This window comes from Streptomyces sp. WAC 01529 (genome assembly GCF_003945545.1).
Lineage (GTDB): Bacteria > Actinomycetota > Actinomycetes > Streptomycetales > Streptomycetaceae > Streptomyces > Streptomyces anatolicus.
Genome location: NZ_CP029617.1, coordinates 4,489,536 through 4,506,173 on the forward strand (window position 1 = coordinate 4,489,536; position 16,638 = coordinate 4,506,173).

A 16,638-nucleotide genomic window follows, 5' to 3' on the forward strand; every position below is an offset into this window, starting at 1 on the left:
CGGCGGGATATCTCAACTCTCGGTAAACGAACAGTAATGCAGAGTAAAGGCTTTGGGTGGACTAATAAGGCAAATGGGTCAATCAATCACTCGGATGAATGAATAAAAACTTTTGGCGGCTTGTCATACCAATCCATTCCGACACCCGTGCGAAGTTGCTGACCGTTCTGTCCCGACTTGCACGGAAAGAGGTGGGCGGAAGATGGCCGCCACCCGGAGGATCACCGCGAGCCTCACCGCCCTCGTGGCCTGCGCGACAGCGCTGGCCGGCTGCGGGGGGAGCGACACAGGCGCGGACGCCGGAACCAAGGAAGGCGCCCACGGCGCGAAGAAGGCGGCCGGAGCCGCGGCCCCCAAGAGCCCGGTCCGCCTGATCGGCGACGGCTCCACCGCGTACACCGGAAAGCAGCCGAACCTGCCGAGACCGGCCCGTCTGAAGCCGGGCCAGAAACCCCCGCAGTTCGTGGTCTTCTCCTGGGACGGCGCGGGCGAGGACGGCCAGAAGCTCTTCTCCCACTTCCGCAAGGTGGCCAAGCGGAACGACGCCACGATGACGTACTTCCTCAGCGGCGTGTACATGCTCCCCGAGGAGAAACGTTCCCTCTACGATCCGCCGCAGCACACGACCGGCAGCTCGGACATCGGCTTCAACGACCGCAAGGGCATCAAGAACACCGTGGAGCAGCTCCGCGGCGCCTGGCTCGAGGGCAACGAGATCGGCACCCACTTCAACGGCCACTTCTGCGGCGCCGGCCGCGGGGTCGGCGAGTGGTCCGTCAAGGACTGGAAGAGCGAGATCAAGCAGGCCAAGTCCTTCGTGAAGGCCTGGAAGACGAACACGGGCCTGAAGAAGGCGAAGCCGCTGCCCTTTGACTACGACAAGGAGCTGATCGGCGCCCGCACGCCCTGCCTCGAAGGGCAGAAGAACTTCATGCGCGCGGCCCGGGAGCTGGGCTTCCGCTATGACACCAGCGGCGTCAACAACCAGGTGTGGCCCAAGAAGAAGCAAGGTCTCTGGGATCTGTCGATGCAGCTCGTCCCGGTCCCCGGCCGTGGGTTCGAGACGCTCACCATGGACTACAACTTCATGGTCAACCAGTCCGGTTCGACGTCCCACGGCGACCCGTCCAAGCACGAGTACTGGGGCGACCAGATGCGCGACGGACTGCTCCGGGGCTTCGCCCGCGCCTACAAGGGCAACCGCGCGCCGCTGATCATCGGCAACCACTTCGAGTCGTGGAACGGCGGCACGTACATGCGTGCCATCGAGGAGACCATCGACACCGTCTGCACCAAGCGTGACGTGCGGTGCGTCTCCTTCCGGCAGCTCGCCGACTGGCTCGACGCGCAGGACCCGAAGGTGCTGGCGAAGCTGACCGAGCTTCCGGTCGGCAAGGCACCGAAGGAGGGCTGGCCGGCATTCCTCTCCGCCCGGCCCGCACCGGCCCCCAAGGGCGTCCCGGGGGCTCCGGCCGTCAAGCCGTAACCCCGCGGGCGCGTTGGGCGCGTTGGGCGCGGGTGGGTCAGGCAGGGGTGACCGACTGCTCGCGAAGCACGAAGTCGGGGTCGACCTGGGCAGCCAGGTCGGCACCCGTCCGTTCGTTGCCCCAGCTCTGCGCGTTCTTCAGGTGGAAGTGGACCATCTGGCGGGTGTAGCGCTCCCAGTCCCGTCGCTCGTACGAGGCGTCGACGGTGGCCTGAAGCGCTTGGAGGGAACGGCGGTTGTCCTCTTCCAGGTGCTCGAAGCGGGGCGGGCGGCCCTTCTCCATGGCGCGCACCCAGTCCGAGTGCCCGACGGTCACCAGGAGGTCGTCGCCGACCTGCTCGCGCAGGAAGTCGATGTCGTCCTGGCCCTGCACCTTGTTGCCGACGACCTTGAGGTCGACGCCGAAGTCACGGGCGTACTCCTTGTACTGGCGATAGACGGAGACCCCCTTCCTCGTCGGCTCGGCCACCAGGAACGTCATGTCGAAGCGTGTGAACATGCCGGAGGCGAAGGAGTCCGAGCCCGCGGTCATGTCCACGACCGCGTACTCATCGCGGCCGTCGACCAGGTGGTTCAGGCACAGCTCCACCGCTCCCGTCTTGGAGTGGTAGCAGGCCACACCGAGGTCGGCTTCGGTGAACGGCCCGGTGACCATCAAACGGACGGTGGCGCCGTCGAGTTCCAGGGGCCGGGCGCACGCGTCGTAAACGGGGTTGTCCTCGCGCACCCGCAGCAGCCGTGAGCCCTCGCCCGGGGGCGTCGTCTTGATCATCGTGTCGGCGGAGGCGATCCGCGGGTTGGTGCCGCGCAGGTAGTCCTTGATCAGGGACAGGTGCGCGCCGAGGGCGGGCAGCCGGGCGGCGTCCGCCTCGTCGAGGCCGAGCGCGGGGCCCAGGTGCTGGTTGATGTCGGCGTCCACCGCGATGACGGGCGCGCCGGCGGCGGCGAGGTGGCGGATGAAGAGCGAGGACAGCGTGGTCTTGCCGCTGCCGCCCTTCCCTACGAAAGCGATTTTCATGACCACAAAGCGTAGTGGCTTCCTTACGTGCCGTACTCGCTCCGCGTGAAGAAGACCACTCCTTCGTGGAGCGGGCGCCCGGAGTACGTAGGGTCGTACTCATGAGTACGACACCCGATCCGCTCGTGGCCCTGGGGACGCTCCCCGGCGTGGCCGACTCCGTGGACTCCGTGCGCAAGGCCGTGGACCGGGTCTACGGGCACCGGATCATGCGGCGCCGGAGCAACGAGATCACCTCCGAGGCCGCACTGCGCGGCGCCCGGGGTTCCGCCGCGCTCTCCGGGGCCGAGTGGGCCCTTGAGGAGGTGCGCCGGCGCAGTGACTTCAGCGGCGACGGCGAGGCGCGCACGGTCGGCGGGGCCCTGCGGCTGACCGCCGAGGCGGGGCAACTCCTGTCCATCTGGCGGCAGTCGCCGCTGCGGGTCCTGGCGCGGCTGCACCTGGTCGCGGCGGCCGACTCGGACTCGGCCGCGGGGCGCCCGCGGCTGGCGGGCGAGCCCGTCGAGGAGCCGCTGATCGAGCTTCCGCTGCCGGACGCGGACGAGGTGGCGGGGCGGCTGGAGGGCCTGTCGCGGCTGATCATCGCGGGCAGCTCGGCACCGGCCCTCGTGACGGCCGCCGTGGTCCACGGCGAACTGCTCAGCCTGCGGCCCTTCGCCTCGCACAACGGCCTGGTCGCGCGGGCCGCCGAGCGCATCGTCCTGGTGGGCAGCGGCCTCGACCCGAAGTCGATCTGCCCGGCGGAGGCGGGGCACGCGGAGCTGGGCCGGGCAGCCTATGTGGCGGCTCTGGACGGGTACGCGTCCGGCACGCCGGACGGCATGGCGGCGTGGATCGCCCACTGCGGCAAGGCCGTTGAGCTGGGCGTCAGGGAGTCGACGGCGGTCTGCGAGGCGCTTCAGCGCGGGGCCGCGTAGCTCCGGTGCGGGGCCGCGTAGCTCCAGCGTGGGGCCGCGTAAGAGGGTTCTCGCGGGGCCCGGACGGTCCGGGAAAGGGTTGCGGCGGTACGGAATTCCGTACCGCCGCTGGCATGTTCACCGGGTTACCAAGCGTCCTCGAAATGTTGCCCATCAGGTCGGGAACTTGGCCCGTCACCTGGTGCGGCTGGCCCGTAATCGACGGGTCGACGTCGCGTGGGTGCTCGATGTCCATGCTTCGGTCCGTGGGGCCGTGGTTGCGTTTTAAGGTAATCCTCTCGGATGTCCTTGGTCTCGCGGGCCGTTGACTCCTTTGTACTCCAGTCCTGGGGCAAGCGGAAGTCCTGGCCGTACTTCTTTACTTTTGGGTTCAAATAGGAGCGAATCGGACGCGGGGTCTCGCGGTGGCTTCTAGCGTGACTCCCGGCGTGGCTTCCGGGCTGGTCTCGCGCCGGTGTCCGCCCTGGTCACCGCCCTGGCCCCCGCCCTGGTCATCGCGCTGGTCAGCCCACCGCGGCGCGGCGCCGGCTCGCGAACCAGACGAGGCCCGCCGTGGCCGCCGCCGCGCCCACCGCGGCCGCCGCGACGAGGGCGGGCCTCGGCGGGGCGGGCAGGCGCTGCTTGAGCCGCACGGGGCGGTGGAAGTCCAGGATCGGCCACGCGCGCGTGAGGGCTTCTTTGCGCAGGGCGCGGTCGGGGTTGACGGCGAAGGGGTGCCCGACGGACTGGAGCATCGGCAGATCGGTCGCCGAGTCGCTGTAGGCGTAGCAGCGGTCGAGGTCGTACCCCTCCGAGCGGGCCAGCTCCTTGATCGCCTCCGCTTTGGTGGGGCCGTACGCGTAGTACTCCACCTCGCCGGTGAAGCAGCCGTCGTCCCCGACCACCATGCGGGTCGCCACCACCCGGTCAGCGCCGAGCAGTTCACCGATCGGCTCGACGACCTCGGCGCCCGAGGTGGAGACGATGACGACATCGCGGCCCGCGGTGTGGTGCTCCTCGATGAGGGACGCGGCCTCGTCGTAGATGATCGGGTCGATCAGGTCGTGCAGGGTCTCGGCGACGATTTCCTTGACCTGTTGCACGTTCCAGCCGCGGCACAGCGCGGACAGATACTGGCGCATCCGCTCCATCTGGTCATGGTCGGCACCGCCCGCCAGGAAGACGAACTGCGCGTACGCGGTGCGCAGCACCGCCCTGCGGTTGATCAGGCCGCCTTGGTAGAACGACTTGCTGAACGTGAGCGTGCTCGACTTCGCAATGACCGTCTTGTCCAGGTCAAAGAAGGCGGCCGTGCGAGGCAAGGAGTGGTTTTCCACAGGCTTGAGCATAGGCGCCCACCATTCGGCGTAAGCTGAGGCGCGTGGGTTTGCCTGAGAAGGCTCTCGGGTACACCATGGAAGTCACGGATCGTTCGCGACCGTGCTAACCCGGTCTGGCTCCTCCCCCCCCGAGTCGGACCGTGGGGACGACCCCCGCTCTCCCCCCCGGCGGGGGTCGTCGCATGTCCGGATGGGTTTTTGAGCCCTCCGTCGATCATCTTCCGACCTTCGGGGCCCTCCCTGCGCCCTCCCGGCGTTTTTGAGGTCTGCCCAAGATCCGTCACTGTGTGTAGCCGTAGCGCTGCTCTGCGGAAGTCTTCGGGAAGTCGGCGGAAGGCCCTGGGAAGACAGCGCGAACGTGGCGCGAAGCCGACGTGAAGCCGTTGCGATGTCACTGGTTTGGGTGACGGAGATATTCACAGGCATCGCCTTGTCCACAGTTATTGACCAAGATCCACACGATTTCCCGGATCGCCGCACACTGATTCCGCCCGTTCCGCTCGCGAAGTTCATGGCCGGATTGCTTTGCCCGGTTCTTCGCCCATGCGGAGCGCGGCATTCACAGGGGCTTGTGTGAGAGGGGGATGGAGATCGTGGGTGGACTGATTTCACAGGGTGGGGCCGCGCCGCCCGACGGACGGCACGGCGGACCGCTGATCCTCACGGAGGACGTGGATCTCCTCGATGACCTGCTGCGCCTGTGTGCGGCGGCAGGGGCGCGGCCCGAGGTGCACCATGGCGGGCCCGACCGCGCAGGGGGCTGGGACTCGGCCCCGCTCGTCCTCGTCGGCGACGACGCGGCCGGCCGGCTGCGCGGGGCCGCGCGGCGGCGCGGGATCGTGTTGGTTGGGCGGGATCAGGACGATTCCGGTGTCTGGCAGCGGGCGGTGGAGATCGGTGCCGACCATGTGCTGCTTTTGCCCGACGGCGAGCAGTGGCTCGTGGACCGGATCGCGGACGTGGCCGAGGGCGTGGGGCGGCCCGCGCTCACCGTCGGCGTGATCGGGGGACGGGGCGGTGCCGGGGCCTCCACCCTGGCCTGCGCCCTCGCGGTCACGGCGGCCCGCGAGGGGCGGCGCACGATGCTCGTCGACGCGGACCCGCTGGGCGGCGGCCTCGACGTCCTCCTCGGGGGTGAGACGGCCGAGGGGCTGCGCTGGCCGGCCTTCGCCGCGTCGCGGGGCAGGGTCGGCGGAGGAGCGCTGGAGGAGTCCCTTCCGGAGCTGCACGCGCTGCGGGTCCTGAGCTGGGACCGAGGGGATGCGGTGGCGGTCGCCCCGGAGGCCGTCCGGGCGGTCGTCTCCGCGGCCCGCAGACGCGGGGGTGTGGTCGTCGTCGACCTGCCGCGCCGGGTGGACGAGACGGTCGCCGAGGCGCTGGCCCAGATCGACCTGGGCCTGCTGGTGGTGCCGCCGGAGCTGCGCGCGGTGGCGGGGGCGCGGCGGGTGGCGTCGGCGGCCGGGCTCGTGCTGCGGGATCTGCGGGTGGTGGTCCCCAAGGGCGCGGGCTCGCCGGGCCTCGGGCGGCTCGACGCGGAGGAGGTCGCGGGGCTGCTCGGACTGCCGCTTGTGGGGGAAGTGCCCTGGGAGGCGGGGCTGCCCGAGGCGCAGGCGGCGGGGGTGCCGCCCGCTGGTGCCGCGCGCGGGCCGCTGGCCCGGTTCTGCGCCGCCTTCTGGGGACGGCTGCCGGCCGAGGCCCTCGGAGGGGGCGTATGAGCGCGGTCGTGGGGGCGCGGATGCTTGACGGGGTCCGCCAGTGGCTCGCGGAGAACGGCACGGAACCGACCCCGGCGCGGGTCGCCGAGGCGCTGCGGGCGCAGGGCCGGGTCCTCGGGGACACCGAAGTGCTCGGCGCCGCCGCGCAGTTGCGCTCGGAGCTGGTCGGCGCGGGGCCTCTGGAGCCACTGCTCGCGGACGCCTCGGTGACCGATGTGCTGGTCTCCGCACCGGACCGGGTCTGGGTGGACCGGGGCGGCGGCCTCGAGCTGACGGAGGTCACGTTCCGGGACGCGGCAGCCGTGCGCCGCCTCGCGCAGCGCCTCGCGTCCGTCGCGGGGCGGCGCCTGGACGACGCGAGGCCCTGGGTGGACGCGCGCCTCCCGGACGGCACCCGGCTGCACGCCGTCCTGCCGCCGGTCGCCGTCGGCTCCACCTGCCTCTCGCTGCGGGTGGTGCGGCCCCGGGCCTTCACTCTCACGGAGCTGGTCGAGGCGGGGACGGTGCCACCCGGAGGCGACCGGGTGCTGCGGGCGCTGCTCGACGCCCGGCTGTCCTTCCTGATCAGCGGGGGCACGGGCAGCGGAAAGACGACCCTGCTGAGCGCGCTGCTCGGTCTGGTCGGCCCCAAGGAGCGGATCGTGCTGGCCGAGGACTCCACGGAGTTGAGGCCCGACCACCCCCATGTGGTCCGGCTCGAATCCCGCCCTGCGAACCAGGAGGGGGCCGGTCTCGTCGGCCTCGACCACTTGGTGCGCCAGGCGCTGCGGATGCGGCCCGACCGGCTGGTCGTCGGCGAGGTGCGGGGCGCCGAGGTGATCCATCTCCTGGCGGCGCTGAACACCGGACACGAGGGCGGCTGCGGCACGGTGCACGCCAACGCTGCGGGGGACGTGCCCGCCCGACTGGAGGCCCTGGGGACGGCCGCAGGGCTCGACCGGGCCGCTCTGCACAGCCAGTTGGCGGCCGCGCTGTCGGTGGTGATCCATCTCGTACGCGACCGGGCGGGCCGTCGCCGCATCGCCGAGGTGCATGTGCTGGAGCGTGCCGGGTCGGGCCTGGTGGTGACGGTGCCCGCGCTGCGGTGGGGTCGGGACGCCTTCACCGAGGGGCCGGGGTGGGCGCGGCTGAGCGCGCTCCTGGAAGGCGCGGACGGGGGCGGTGCGGTGTGAGTACGACGGTGTGGGCGGCGGTCGTGTGCGCGGGAAGCGCGGCCTGGCTGATGGAGGGCCGGGATCGCACGGCCCGGCGCGTTCGGGTGGTGCTCGGGGCCGGGGTGGGCGAGAAGGCGGGTGGCCGGTCCTGGCGCCGGGCCCTCGCCGTCGGCCGCGGTCGGGTGGGGCACGAGTGGTGGTGCCTGCTGGCGGGAGCGGTGGTGGCGGTCCTCGGGGAGTCACCGCTGCCACTGGTCGCGGGTGCGGCGGGAGTGCCGTTGGCGGGGCGGGTGCGGCGGGCCAGGGACGCGCGCCGGGAGCGCGAGCGGCGCGGCGAGGCGGTGATCGCGCTGTGCGGGGCGCTCGCGGGCGAGGTGCGGGCGGGGCGGCAGCCGGGGGAGGCGTTGCGGCTGGCCCTCGATACGGGCGCCGACGGGTGCACCGGGACCGGGGAGGGGCGTGGCGCGGTGCTGGCGGCGGCCCGGTTCGGCGGGGATGTGCCGGGGGCGCTGGGCGAGGCGGCGCGGGAGCCGGGGGCGGAGGGGCTGCTGGGGCTCGCGGCGTGCTGGCGGGTGGCGGTGCACCGGGGTGCGGGGTTGGCGGCGGGGCTGGAGCGGCTGGAGGGCGCGCTGCGCTCGGAGCGCGACCAGCGGGCGGATCTGCGCGCCCAGTTGGCGGGGGCGCGGTCGACGGCCGTGATGCTCGCGGGGCTGCCGGTGCTCGGGCTGCTGATGGGCGGCGCGCTGGGGGCGGAGCCGCTGCGGGTGCTGCTGCACACGGGCGCGGGGCTCGGCTGTCTGGCGGCGGGCGGAGTGCTTGAGGGCGCCGGGGTGTGGTGGGCGCTGCGGATCGTGCGAGGGGCGGAGGGGCGATGAGTTCTGTCCACAGGCTGGGGGTGGCGGTGTGGGGAGTCACGGCCGTGCTCTGGCTGACGCTGACGGTGCTGGCCGCGCGGCGCGAGAGGGCGCTGCGGCGCAGGGTGGGGCAGGCGCTGGGCGTGGAGAGGCCGATGGCGCGGCGCGGGGAGCGGTGGTCGGGCCTGGGCGGCAGAGCGCGTGCCTGGTTCCCGGTCGCCGGTGTGGCCGGCGCGGCTTATGCCCTGGTGGGCGGGGCTCCCGGGCTCGTGACGGGGGCGGCGGTGGGCTACGGCGCATGGCGCTGGCGGCGGACGCGCACGCCCACCCGCGAGCCGGACGCGCCGGAAGCGGCCCATCAACTACCGCTGGCGGCGGACCTCTTGGCGGCCTGCGTGACCGCCGGAGCGAGCCCTGTCTCAGCGGCCCGAGCCGTCGGGGAGTCGCTGCGGGGCCCGGTCGGCGAGCGGCTCACACGAGGAGCGGCGGAAGTGCGGCTGGGCAGCGAACCAGCCGACGCGTGGCGCCAGTTGGCGGCGATACCGGACGCGGCCCCGCTGGCCCGGCTCCTGGAACGCGCAGGTGACTCTGGAGCACCCGCCGCGGAACCGGTGGCACGCCTCGCCGCGGACGCCAGGGCCGCGCGGGCCCGGGCGGCCACGGCCAGGGCGCGAAGGGCGGCGGTCCTGATGACGGCGCCCGTGGGCCTGTGCTTCCTCCCGGCGTTCGTCGCGGTCGGGGTGCTGCCGGTGCTGATCGGGCTGGCGGAGGGCCTGCTGAGGACGGAGTGAAGGCCGCTGAGGACGGACTGAAGGCTGCTGAGAACGGACTGAGGACACGGAAAGCCGACTGCCGCGACCAATCGGGCGGCGGCAACACGCACCAACATCACGGGGGTTGACATGTATGCACGGGATTACGCACGGACGCTGCGTCGACGGGCTCGCGCGGCGGGCCGGGACGCGGGGATGGTCACGTCCGAGTACGCGATGGGGCTGATCGCGGCGGTGGGGTTTGCCGGGCTGCTCTACAAGGTGGTGACGAGCGGCCAGGTCAGGGCGGCTCTGCAGGCGCTGGTGGAGAAGGCACTCAATGCGCCGTTCTGAACGCGGGCCGAGGCCACCCGCGGGGGACCGGGGGTTCGTGACGGCGGAGGCGGCCGTGGTGCTGCCGACGCTGGTCCTGTTCGCCATGGCACTGGTCTGGACGCTGCTGGCCGCGTGCGCGCAGATCCAGTGCGTGGACGCGGCCAGGGCAGGGGCCCGCGCGGCGGCGCGGCAGGACCCGGAAGCGGTGGCCGCGGCGGCGGCACGGGAGGCGGCGCCGCGAGGGGCGCGGGTGTCCGTGCGACGCGACGGTGACCTGGTGCGGGTCGAGGTCGTGGCGGACGCACCGGGCCCGGGAGCGCTGGGCCTCGGTCTGAGGCTGCGGTCGGAGGCGGTGGCATTGGCGGAGGAGACGGTGGGGGTGGGCGTATGAGGGGCGGGGTGTGGCGCGGGCCCGACCGGGACCGCGGGGCGGCCACGGTGTGGGTGGCGGTGGTGATGGCGGTGCTCTGCGTGGTCTGCGGCGCGGTGCTCGCGATGGGGCAGGCCGTCGTGGCCCGGCATCGGGCGGGCGGCGCGGCGGACTTGGCGGCGCTGGCCGCGGCGGACCGGTGGGCGGCGGGCGCGTCGGCGGCCTGTGCGGGGGCTGGCCGGGTGGCCCGGGAGCAGGGGGCTCGGCTGGTGCGGTGCGTGGTGCGGGGGGATGTCTCGGAGGTCACGGCGGCTGCGTCTGTCGGCGCCTTCTCGGCGGAGGTCCGCTCTCGCGCGGGGCCGCCCTCGTGACGGGGCCCCGTGTACGCCGTGCCGCGCGGCGCGGGGTGGGTGTCGCCTCTTCCCCGCCGTCGTGGGGGGCCTGGACCGCCGCTCCGCGGCGGATGCTTTCCCACCCACCCCCCGTCTCACGGCACCGAGCGGTGCGCGTAGGGGCGGGGCCACGCTGCCGCGGGGCAGGCCCACGGCTCCCGGCCGAACCGGCCGAGGCTCAGTGGGTCGCCCCCTCCCCATCCCGCAACAACACGGAGAGCAGCCGCACAGCCCCCCGCTTGTGCAACGGCTCGTTGCCGTTGCCGCACTTGGGGGACTGGATGCACGAAGGGCACCCCGCCTCGCACTCGCACGAGGCGATCGCCTGCCGGGTGGCCGTGAGCCACTCCCGCGCCGTGTGGAAGGCCCGCTCGGCGAACCCGGCCCCGCCCGGATGGCCGTCGTACACGAACACCGTGGGAAGGAGCGTGTCCGGATGCAGCGGCACGGAGACGCCGCCGATGTCCCAGCGATCGCACGTGGCGAACAGCGGCAGCATGCCGATGGAGGCGTGCTCGGCGGCGTGCAGGGCGCCGCCGAGGATCTCGGGATGGACGCGGGCGGCGTCCAGCTGGTCCTCGGTGACCGTCCACCAGACGGCGCGCGTGCGCAGCGTACGAGGAGGGAGTTCCAGCTTGGTCTCGCCGAGGACCTCGCCCGTGATGAGCCTCCTGCGCAGGAAGGAGACGACCTGGTTGGTCACTTCGACGGAGCCGTAGCACAGGCGGCCCTCGCCCCAGGGGACCTCGACGTCCGTCTCCAGGATGGAGATGGAGGTGGTGTCGCGCGCGGTCGTGGAGTACGGCGGCACGGCCTCCTCGACCAGGGCGACGGAGTCCTCCAGGTCGAGATGGCGCACGAGATACGTGAGGCCTTGGTGGAGGTGGACGGCGCCCTCGTGCACGGTGGCGTGCGCGGCGGACGCGTCGACGGTGCCGAGCAGCCGTCCCGTGCCCTCCTCGACGATCTGGACGGGCTTGCCGCCCTCGCCGCGGATGTCGGTGAGGTCGGCGGCCCGCTCCCGGCGGGTCCAGTGCCACGCCTTGGCCCGGCGGCGCAGCAGCTTCGCGGCCTCCAGCTGCGGGAGCAGTTCCGCGGCGGCCGGACCGAACAGGGCGAAGTCCTCGTCCACGAGGGGGAGTTCCGAGGCGGCGGCGCACAGATGGGGCGCGAGGACGTACGGGTTGTCGGGGTCGAGGACGGTGGATTCCACGGGCTGCTGGAAGAGCGCTTCGGGGTGGTGGACGAGATACGTGTCCAGCGGGTCGTCCCGGGCGACCAGCACGGCCAGGGCCCCCTGTCCGGAGCGCCCCGCACGGCCCGCCTGCTGCCAGAGGGAGGCGCGCGTGCCGGGATAGCCCGCGATGATGACGGCGTCAAGGCCCGAGACGTCCACGCCGAGTTCGAGGGCGGTGGTGGCGGCGAGGCCGAGGAGTTCGCCGGAGTGCAGGGCGCGCTCCAGGGCGCGGCGCTCCTCGGGGAGGTAGCCCCCGCGGTAGGCGGCGACGCGGCGGGCGAGGGAGCGGTCGACCTCGGAGAGGCGTTCCTGGGCGATCACCGAGATCAGCTCGGCGCCGCGCCGGGAGCGTACGAAGGCGACCGAGCGGACGCCCTGGACGGTCAGGTCGGTGAGGAGGTCCGCGGTCTCGGCGGTGGCGGTGCGGCGGACGGGGGCGCCCTTCTCGCCGTGCAGATCGGTGAGCGGCGGCTCCCACAGGGCGAAGACGAGTTCGCCGCGGGGTGAGGCGTCGTCGGCGACCTCCTTCACGGGCAGGCCGATGAGGCGCTCCGCGGAGACGGCGGGGTCGGCGGAGGTGGCGGAGGCCAGCAGGAAGACGGGGTCGGAGCCGTAGCGGGCGCAGAGGCGGCGCATACGGCGTATGACCTGGGCGACGTGGGAGCCGAAGACGCCGCGGTAGGTGTGGCACTCGTCGATGACGACGTACCGCAGGGCGCGCAGGAAGGAGGACCAGCGGGGGTGGGAGGGGAGGATCCCGCGGTGCAGCATGTCGGGGTTGGTCAGCACGTAGTTGGCGTACTGGCGCACCCATTCGCGTTCCTCGAAGGGGGTGTCGCCGTCGTACACGGCGGGGCGTACGGCGTTGCCGAGCGGGGCGGCGAGTGCGCGTACGGCGCGGCGCTGGTCGGCCGCCAGGGCCTTGGTGGGGGCCAGGTACAGGGCGGTGGCGCCGCGCCCGTTGGGTGCCTCGGAGCCGTCGAGGAGGGCGGAGAGGACGGGTGTGAGGTAGGCCAGGGACTTGCCGGAGGCGGTGCCGGTGGCCACGACCACGGATTCGCCGTCGAGGGCGTGCTCGGCCGCCAGGGCCTGATGGGCCCATGGACGCTCGATGCCCGCCGCCCGAACGGCGGATATGACCTCCGCGCGGATGCGGTCGGGCCAGACTGCATACCGAGCCGCACGTGGGGGCAAGTGCTCCGTATGAGTGACGCGCGATGCACGGCTCGGCCCAGCGGTGAGCCGGTCGAGGACCGCCCGCGGGGACGTCTGTGCCGGGGCGCCCGAGGAGGGTCCTCCGGTGGGAGAATTTTTGGCCATCGGCATCGAGTGTGTCACTGGCGGGATGGACAATGGTCCCAAGGCGTCGTGCTCGCCCGCCGGTAAGTGATTGAATGCCATCGCGGCTGGCGATCCGTCCTGGGGGCTGCCGAGGTGTCCCGAGGGATGACCGCTCGATAGCAAGGTGCTGGAGGATCCGTGGACCTGTCCCTGTCGACCCGTACCGTCGGCGATCGTACGGTCGTCGAGGTCGGTGGCGAAATCGATGTTTATACCGCGCCCAAGCTGCGCGAGCAGTTGGTCGAGTTGGTGAACGACGGCAGTTTCCATCTGGTCGTCGACATGGAGGGCGTGGACTTCCTCGACTCCACCGGACTCGGCGTGCTGGTCGGCGGCCTGAAGCGTGTGCGTGCCCACGAGGGCTCGCTGCGCCTGGTCTGCAACCAGGAGCGCATTCTCAAGATCTTCCGCATTACAGGCCTCACCAAGGTGTTCCCCATCCACACCTCGGTCGAGGAAGCGGTCTCGGCCACCGACTGAGGCCCGCAGTGGCAGTACAGCAGGGGGCCGGGCCTGCGGCCCGGCCCCCTGACAGCACGCGCGTACGTCCGAGGGGGATGCATGGCCACCGTTGAACTCCGTTTCAGCGCGCTGCCCGAGCACGTCAGGACGGCCCGCCTCGTGGCGGCCGCGGTCGCGCGCAGGGCCGGAGTGGACGAGGCCGTCCTCGACGAGGTCAGGCTCGCGGTCGGCGAGGCCTGCACGCGCGCCGTCGGGCTGCACCAGAGCAACGGCGTCGACGCGCCGGTGCGGGTCGCGCTGATCGAGGACGAGAAGCAGTTCTCCATCGAGGTCGGGGACGAGGCACCCCGTTCGGCACCCGGTGACCGGGCGCCCGGCGCGCGGCCCGGTGAGGGCGAGGAGCTGGAGGCGGAGGGCGAGGACGAGATGGGTCTCGCCGTCATCAGCGGCCTCGTGGACGACGTCGAGGTCACCGCCGGCGAGTCCGGTGGCCTGATCCGCATGAGGTGGCCGACGACCCCCGCGCCACTTCTGCCCTGACCCACGCCACCCGCTCTGGGCGGCCCCGCAGTCGGCGCCCCCGCCCCGGGGCCTCCGAAACCGTACGCCCGCTCGCTCTGCCAGGCCCTGTCACCACCACGGTGAACAGGGCCTTTTCTTATTCTGATCACTTATTTCTCTAGATCAATGACTGGCGTCAACGGTTTTGAGGCATTACCGCTTTCGGGGCCAATCTGCGGCCGCGATCATTTGTTGAGAAGCAATCTCAGGTCAATTGCGTTAGTGGCGCTCTGTTTTGATCAGGTTCCGCTCCCTACAATCCGTCCACATCTTGAGCTCAGCCCCAGCGTCAAGGAGGACGAATGGCGGGGCTTTCTTCCCCTCATCAGTTTGACCACCCCTCAACCTTCGCAGCCGCAGTCCTTACGGACGACAATCGGCTTATCGTGATGGTCATCGCGGCCGTCGCGCTCGCCGCGCTCGTCGTCGCCGGGGTCCTGGTGCGCCAGGTACTCGCGGCCGGCGAGGGCACCGACAGCATGAAGAAGATCGCGAGGGCGATCCAGGAAGGCGCGAATGCCTACCTGGGCCGGCAGCTCCGCACGCTCGGCGTATTCGCCGTCGTGGTGTTCTTCCTGCTCATGCTGCTGCCCGCGGACGACTGGAATCAGCGCGCCGGACGTTCGATCTTCTTCTTGATCGGAGCGGCGTTCTCGGCGACCACCGGCTATATCGGTATGTGGCTCGCCGTGCGCAGCAATGTGCGCGTCGCGGCCGCCGCCCGGGAGGCCACTCCGGCGGAAGGAGAACCCGAAAAGGATCTCACCGCCGTCTCGCACAAAGCCATGAAGATCGCTTTCCGCACGGGCGGCGTCGTCGGCATGTTCACCGTCGGTCTCGGCCTGCTGGGCGCCTCCTGCGTGGTGCTCGTCTACGCGGCCGACGCGCCGAAGGTGCTCGAAGGTTTCGGACTCGGAGCCGCGCTGATCGCGATGTTCATGCGTGTCGGCGGCGGCATCTTCACCAAGGCCGCCGACGTCGGCGCCGACCTGGTCGGCAAGGTCGAGCAGGGCATTCCGGAGGACGATCCGCGCAATGCCGCGACCATCGCCGACAACGTGGGCGACAACGTCGGCGACTGCGCCGGTATGGCCGCCGACCTCTTCGAGTCGTACGCCGTGACGCTCGTCGCCGCGCTGATCCTCGGCAAGGTGGCGTTCGGCGACTCCGGGCTCGCCTTCCCGCTGATCGTCCCGGCCATCGGCGTCGTGACGGCGATGATCGGCATCTTCGCGGTCGCCCCGCGGCGCGCCGACCGCAGTGGCATGAGCGCCATCAACCGCGGGTTCTTCATCTCCGCGGTCATCTCGCTGGTGCTCGTCGCCGCGGCCGTCTACGTCTACCTCCCGTCCTCGTACGCGGATCTTGACGGCATCACGGACGCGGCGATCGCGGGCCACAACGGCGATCCGCGGGTCCTCGCGCTCACCGCCGTGGCCATCGGCATCGTGCTGGCCGCCCTGATCCAGCAGCTCACCGGCTACTTCACCGAGACCAACCGGCGTCCCGTCAGGGACATCGGCAAGACCTCGCTGACCGGTCCCGCCACCGTCGTACTGGCGGGCATCTCGATCGGTCTCGAATCGGCCGTCTACACCGCGCTGCTCATCGGGCTCGGCGTCTACGGGGCGTTCCTGCTCGGCGGTACGTCGATCATGCTCGCCCTCTTCGCGGTCGCGCTGGCCGGTACGGGCCTGCTCACCACCGTCGGCGTCATCGTCGCCATGGACACCTTCGGTCCCGTCTCCGACAACGCGCAGGGCATCGCCGAGATGTCCGGTGACGTCGAGGGCGCGGGCGCGCAGGTGCTCACCGACCTGGACGCCGTCGGAAACACAACCAAGGCCATCACCAAGGGCATCGCCATCGCGACCGCGGTCCTCGCGGCGGCGGCGCTCTTCGGGTCGTATCGCGACGCCATCGCGACCGCGGCCAAGGACGTCGGCGAGAAACTCGGCGACGGCGCCCCGATGAACCTGGTGATGGACATCTCGCAGCCCAACAACCTGGTGGGCCTGATCCTCGGCGCCGCGGTCGTCTTCCTCTTCTCGGGGCTTGCGATCAACGCGGTGTCGCGGTCGGCCGGGGCCGTGGTCTACGAGGTGCGGCGGCAGTTCCGCGAGCACCCCGGGATCATGGACTACAGCGAGCAGCCCGAGTACGGACGCGTCGTCGACATCTGCACCAAGGACGCGCTGCGCGAGCTGGCCACACCGGGTCTGCTCGCCGTGCTCACGCCGATCGCGGTCGGTTTCTCGCTCGGTGTCGGCGCGCTCGGCTCGTTCCTGGCGGGCGCGATCGGCACGGGCACGCTGATGGCGGTGTTCCTCGCCAACTCCGGTGGTGCCTGGGACAACGCGAAGAAGCTCGTCGAGGACGGTCACCACGGCGGCAAGGGCAGTGAGGCCCACGCCGCGGTCGTCATCGGCGACACCGTGGGCGACCCGTTCAAGGACACCGCGGGCCCGGCGATCAACCCCCTGCTGAAGGTGATGAACCTCGTGGCGCTGCTCATCGCGCCCGCGGTCATCAAGTTCAGCTACGGGGACGATGCCAGCGTCGGCATGCGGGTCCTCATCGCGGGGGCCTCCATCGCGGTCATCATCGGCGCGGTCTACGTCTCCAAGCGGCGGGGCATCGCCGTCGGGGACGAGGGCAACGCCGGGCGGACGGCCAAGTCGGCCGACCCGGCGGTCGTTTCGTAGACCGGAGCGGGACGCGTCC

General features: G+C 71.7%; 15 protein-coding genes. 12 read left to right on the forward strand and 3 right to left on the reverse strand.

All coding sequences use genetic code 11. From position 1 onward, the window contains the following. The first annotated feature begins 202 nt into the window (after positions 1 to 202). Positions 203 to 1,486 (forward strand): hypothetical protein, encoded by a 1,284-nt coding sequence (locus DMA15_RS20275; protein ID WP_125514201.1) that lies wholly within the window; start codon positions 203 to 205, stop codon positions 1,484 to 1,486. A gap of 37 nt (positions 1,487 to 1,523) precedes the next feature. Here the strand turns inward: DMA15_RS20275 and DMA15_RS20280 are convergent, their stop codons facing one another. Then, entirely contained in the window at positions 1,524 to 2,504 is a 981-nt protein-coding gene (locus DMA15_RS20280) for an ATP-binding protein (RefSeq protein ID WP_125514202.1), read from the reverse strand. 101 nt (positions 2,505 to 2,605) lie between these two features. Here DMA15_RS20280 and DMA15_RS20285 point away from each other — a divergent pair, with 101 nt between their 5' ends. After that, positions 2,606 to 3,421 carry a Fic family protein gene (locus tag DMA15_RS20285; RefSeq protein ID WP_125514203.1) on the forward strand — a complete coding sequence of 272 codons (816 nt, stop codon included), beginning with the start codon at positions 2,606 to 2,608 and terminating at the stop codon, positions 3,419 to 3,421. A gap of 503 nt (positions 3,422 to 3,924) precedes the next feature. Here the strand turns inward: DMA15_RS20285 and DMA15_RS20290 are convergent. Further along, positions 3,925 to 4,749 (reverse strand): HAD-IB family hydrolase, encoded by an 825-nt coding sequence (locus tag DMA15_RS20290; protein ID WP_125514204.1) that lies wholly within the window; start codon positions 4,747 to 4,749, stop codon positions 3,925 to 3,927. A 584-nt stretch (positions 4,750 to 5,333) separates the two neighbouring features. On the opposite strand from DMA15_RS20290, the gene ssd reads away from it, so the two are divergent. The 7 genes from ssd to DMA15_RS20325 all read left to right on the forward strand — a co-directional run bounded on the left by ssd (position 5,334) and on the right by DMA15_RS20325 (position 10,292). Next, positions 5,334 to 6,455, forward strand: a complete 1,122-nt coding sequence (gene ssd, locus DMA15_RS20295) for a septum site-determining protein Ssd (RefSeq protein WP_240659873.1) — start codon at positions 5,334 to 5,336, stop codon at positions 6,453 to 6,455. Further along, on the forward strand, positions 6,452 to 7,627 hold the full coding sequence (locus DMA15_RS20300; protein WP_125514206.1) for a TadA family conjugal transfer-associated ATPase: 1,176 nt from the start codon (positions 6,452 to 6,454) through the stop codon (positions 7,625 to 7,627). Before ssd ends, DMA15_RS20300 begins: the two co-directional genes overlap by 4 nt. A 50-nt stretch (positions 7,628 to 7,677) precedes the next feature. After that, entirely contained in the window at positions 7,678 to 8,484 is an 807-nt protein-coding gene (locus tag DMA15_RS20305) for a type II secretion system F family protein (RefSeq protein ID WP_125517904.1), read from the forward strand. Beyond that, entirely contained in the window at positions 8,481 to 9,254 is a 774-nt protein-coding gene (locus DMA15_RS20310; RefSeq protein WP_125514207.1) for a type II secretion system F family protein, read from the forward strand. The genes DMA15_RS20305 and DMA15_RS20310 overlap by 4 nt, the downstream gene beginning before the upstream one ends. A 111-nt stretch (positions 9,255 to 9,365) precedes the next feature. Then, complete coding sequence (locus DMA15_RS20315) at positions 9,366 to 9,569, forward strand: DUF4244 domain-containing protein (protein ID WP_125514208.1); 204 nt, start codon at positions 9,366 to 9,368, stop codon at positions 9,567 to 9,569. Next, positions 9,556 to 9,942: a TadE family type IV pilus minor pilin gene (locus DMA15_RS20320; protein ID WP_125514209.1), complete on the forward strand. Its 387-nt coding sequence runs from the start codon at positions 9,556 to 9,558 to the stop codon at positions 9,940 to 9,942. Before DMA15_RS20315 ends, DMA15_RS20320 begins: the two co-directional genes overlap by 14 nt. Continuing rightward, entirely contained in the window at positions 9,939 to 10,292 is a 354-nt protein-coding gene (locus tag DMA15_RS20325; protein WP_125514210.1) for an Rv3654c family TadE-like protein, read from the forward strand. The genes DMA15_RS20320 and DMA15_RS20325 overlap by 4 nt, the downstream gene beginning before the upstream one ends. A gap of 199 nt (positions 10,293 to 10,491) precedes the next feature. Here the strand turns inward: DMA15_RS20325 and DMA15_RS20330 are convergent, their stop codons facing one another. Next, positions 10,492 to 12,951: a DEAD/DEAH box helicase gene (locus DMA15_RS20330; protein ID WP_125514211.1), complete on the reverse strand. Its 2,460-nt coding sequence runs from the start codon at positions 12,949 to 12,951 to the stop codon at positions 10,492 to 10,494. A 78-nt stretch (positions 12,952 to 13,029) separates the two neighbouring features. On the opposite strand from DMA15_RS20330, the gene bldG reads away from it, so the two are divergent. From bldG to DMA15_RS20345, 3 genes are all read left to right on the forward strand, one after another. Next, positions 13,030 to 13,371 (forward strand): anti-sigma factor antagonist BldG, encoded by a 342-nt coding sequence (bldG, locus tag DMA15_RS20335; RefSeq protein WP_125514212.1) that lies wholly within the window; start codon positions 13,030 to 13,032, stop codon positions 13,369 to 13,371. A gap of 81 nt (positions 13,372 to 13,452) precedes the next feature. Then, the gene (locus DMA15_RS20340) at positions 13,453 to 13,893 is read left to right on the forward strand and encodes an ATP-binding protein (protein ID WP_125514213.1); all 441 of its coding nucleotides are present in this window, start codon (positions 13,453 to 13,455) and stop codon (positions 13,891 to 13,893) included. 323 nt (positions 13,894 to 14,216) lie between these two features. Next, positions 14,217 to 16,619 (forward strand): sodium-translocating pyrophosphatase, encoded by a 2,403-nt coding sequence (locus tag DMA15_RS20345; RefSeq protein WP_125514214.1) that lies wholly within the window; start codon positions 14,217 to 14,219, stop codon positions 16,617 to 16,619. The last annotated feature ends 19 nt before the right edge of the window (positions 16,620 to 16,638 follow it).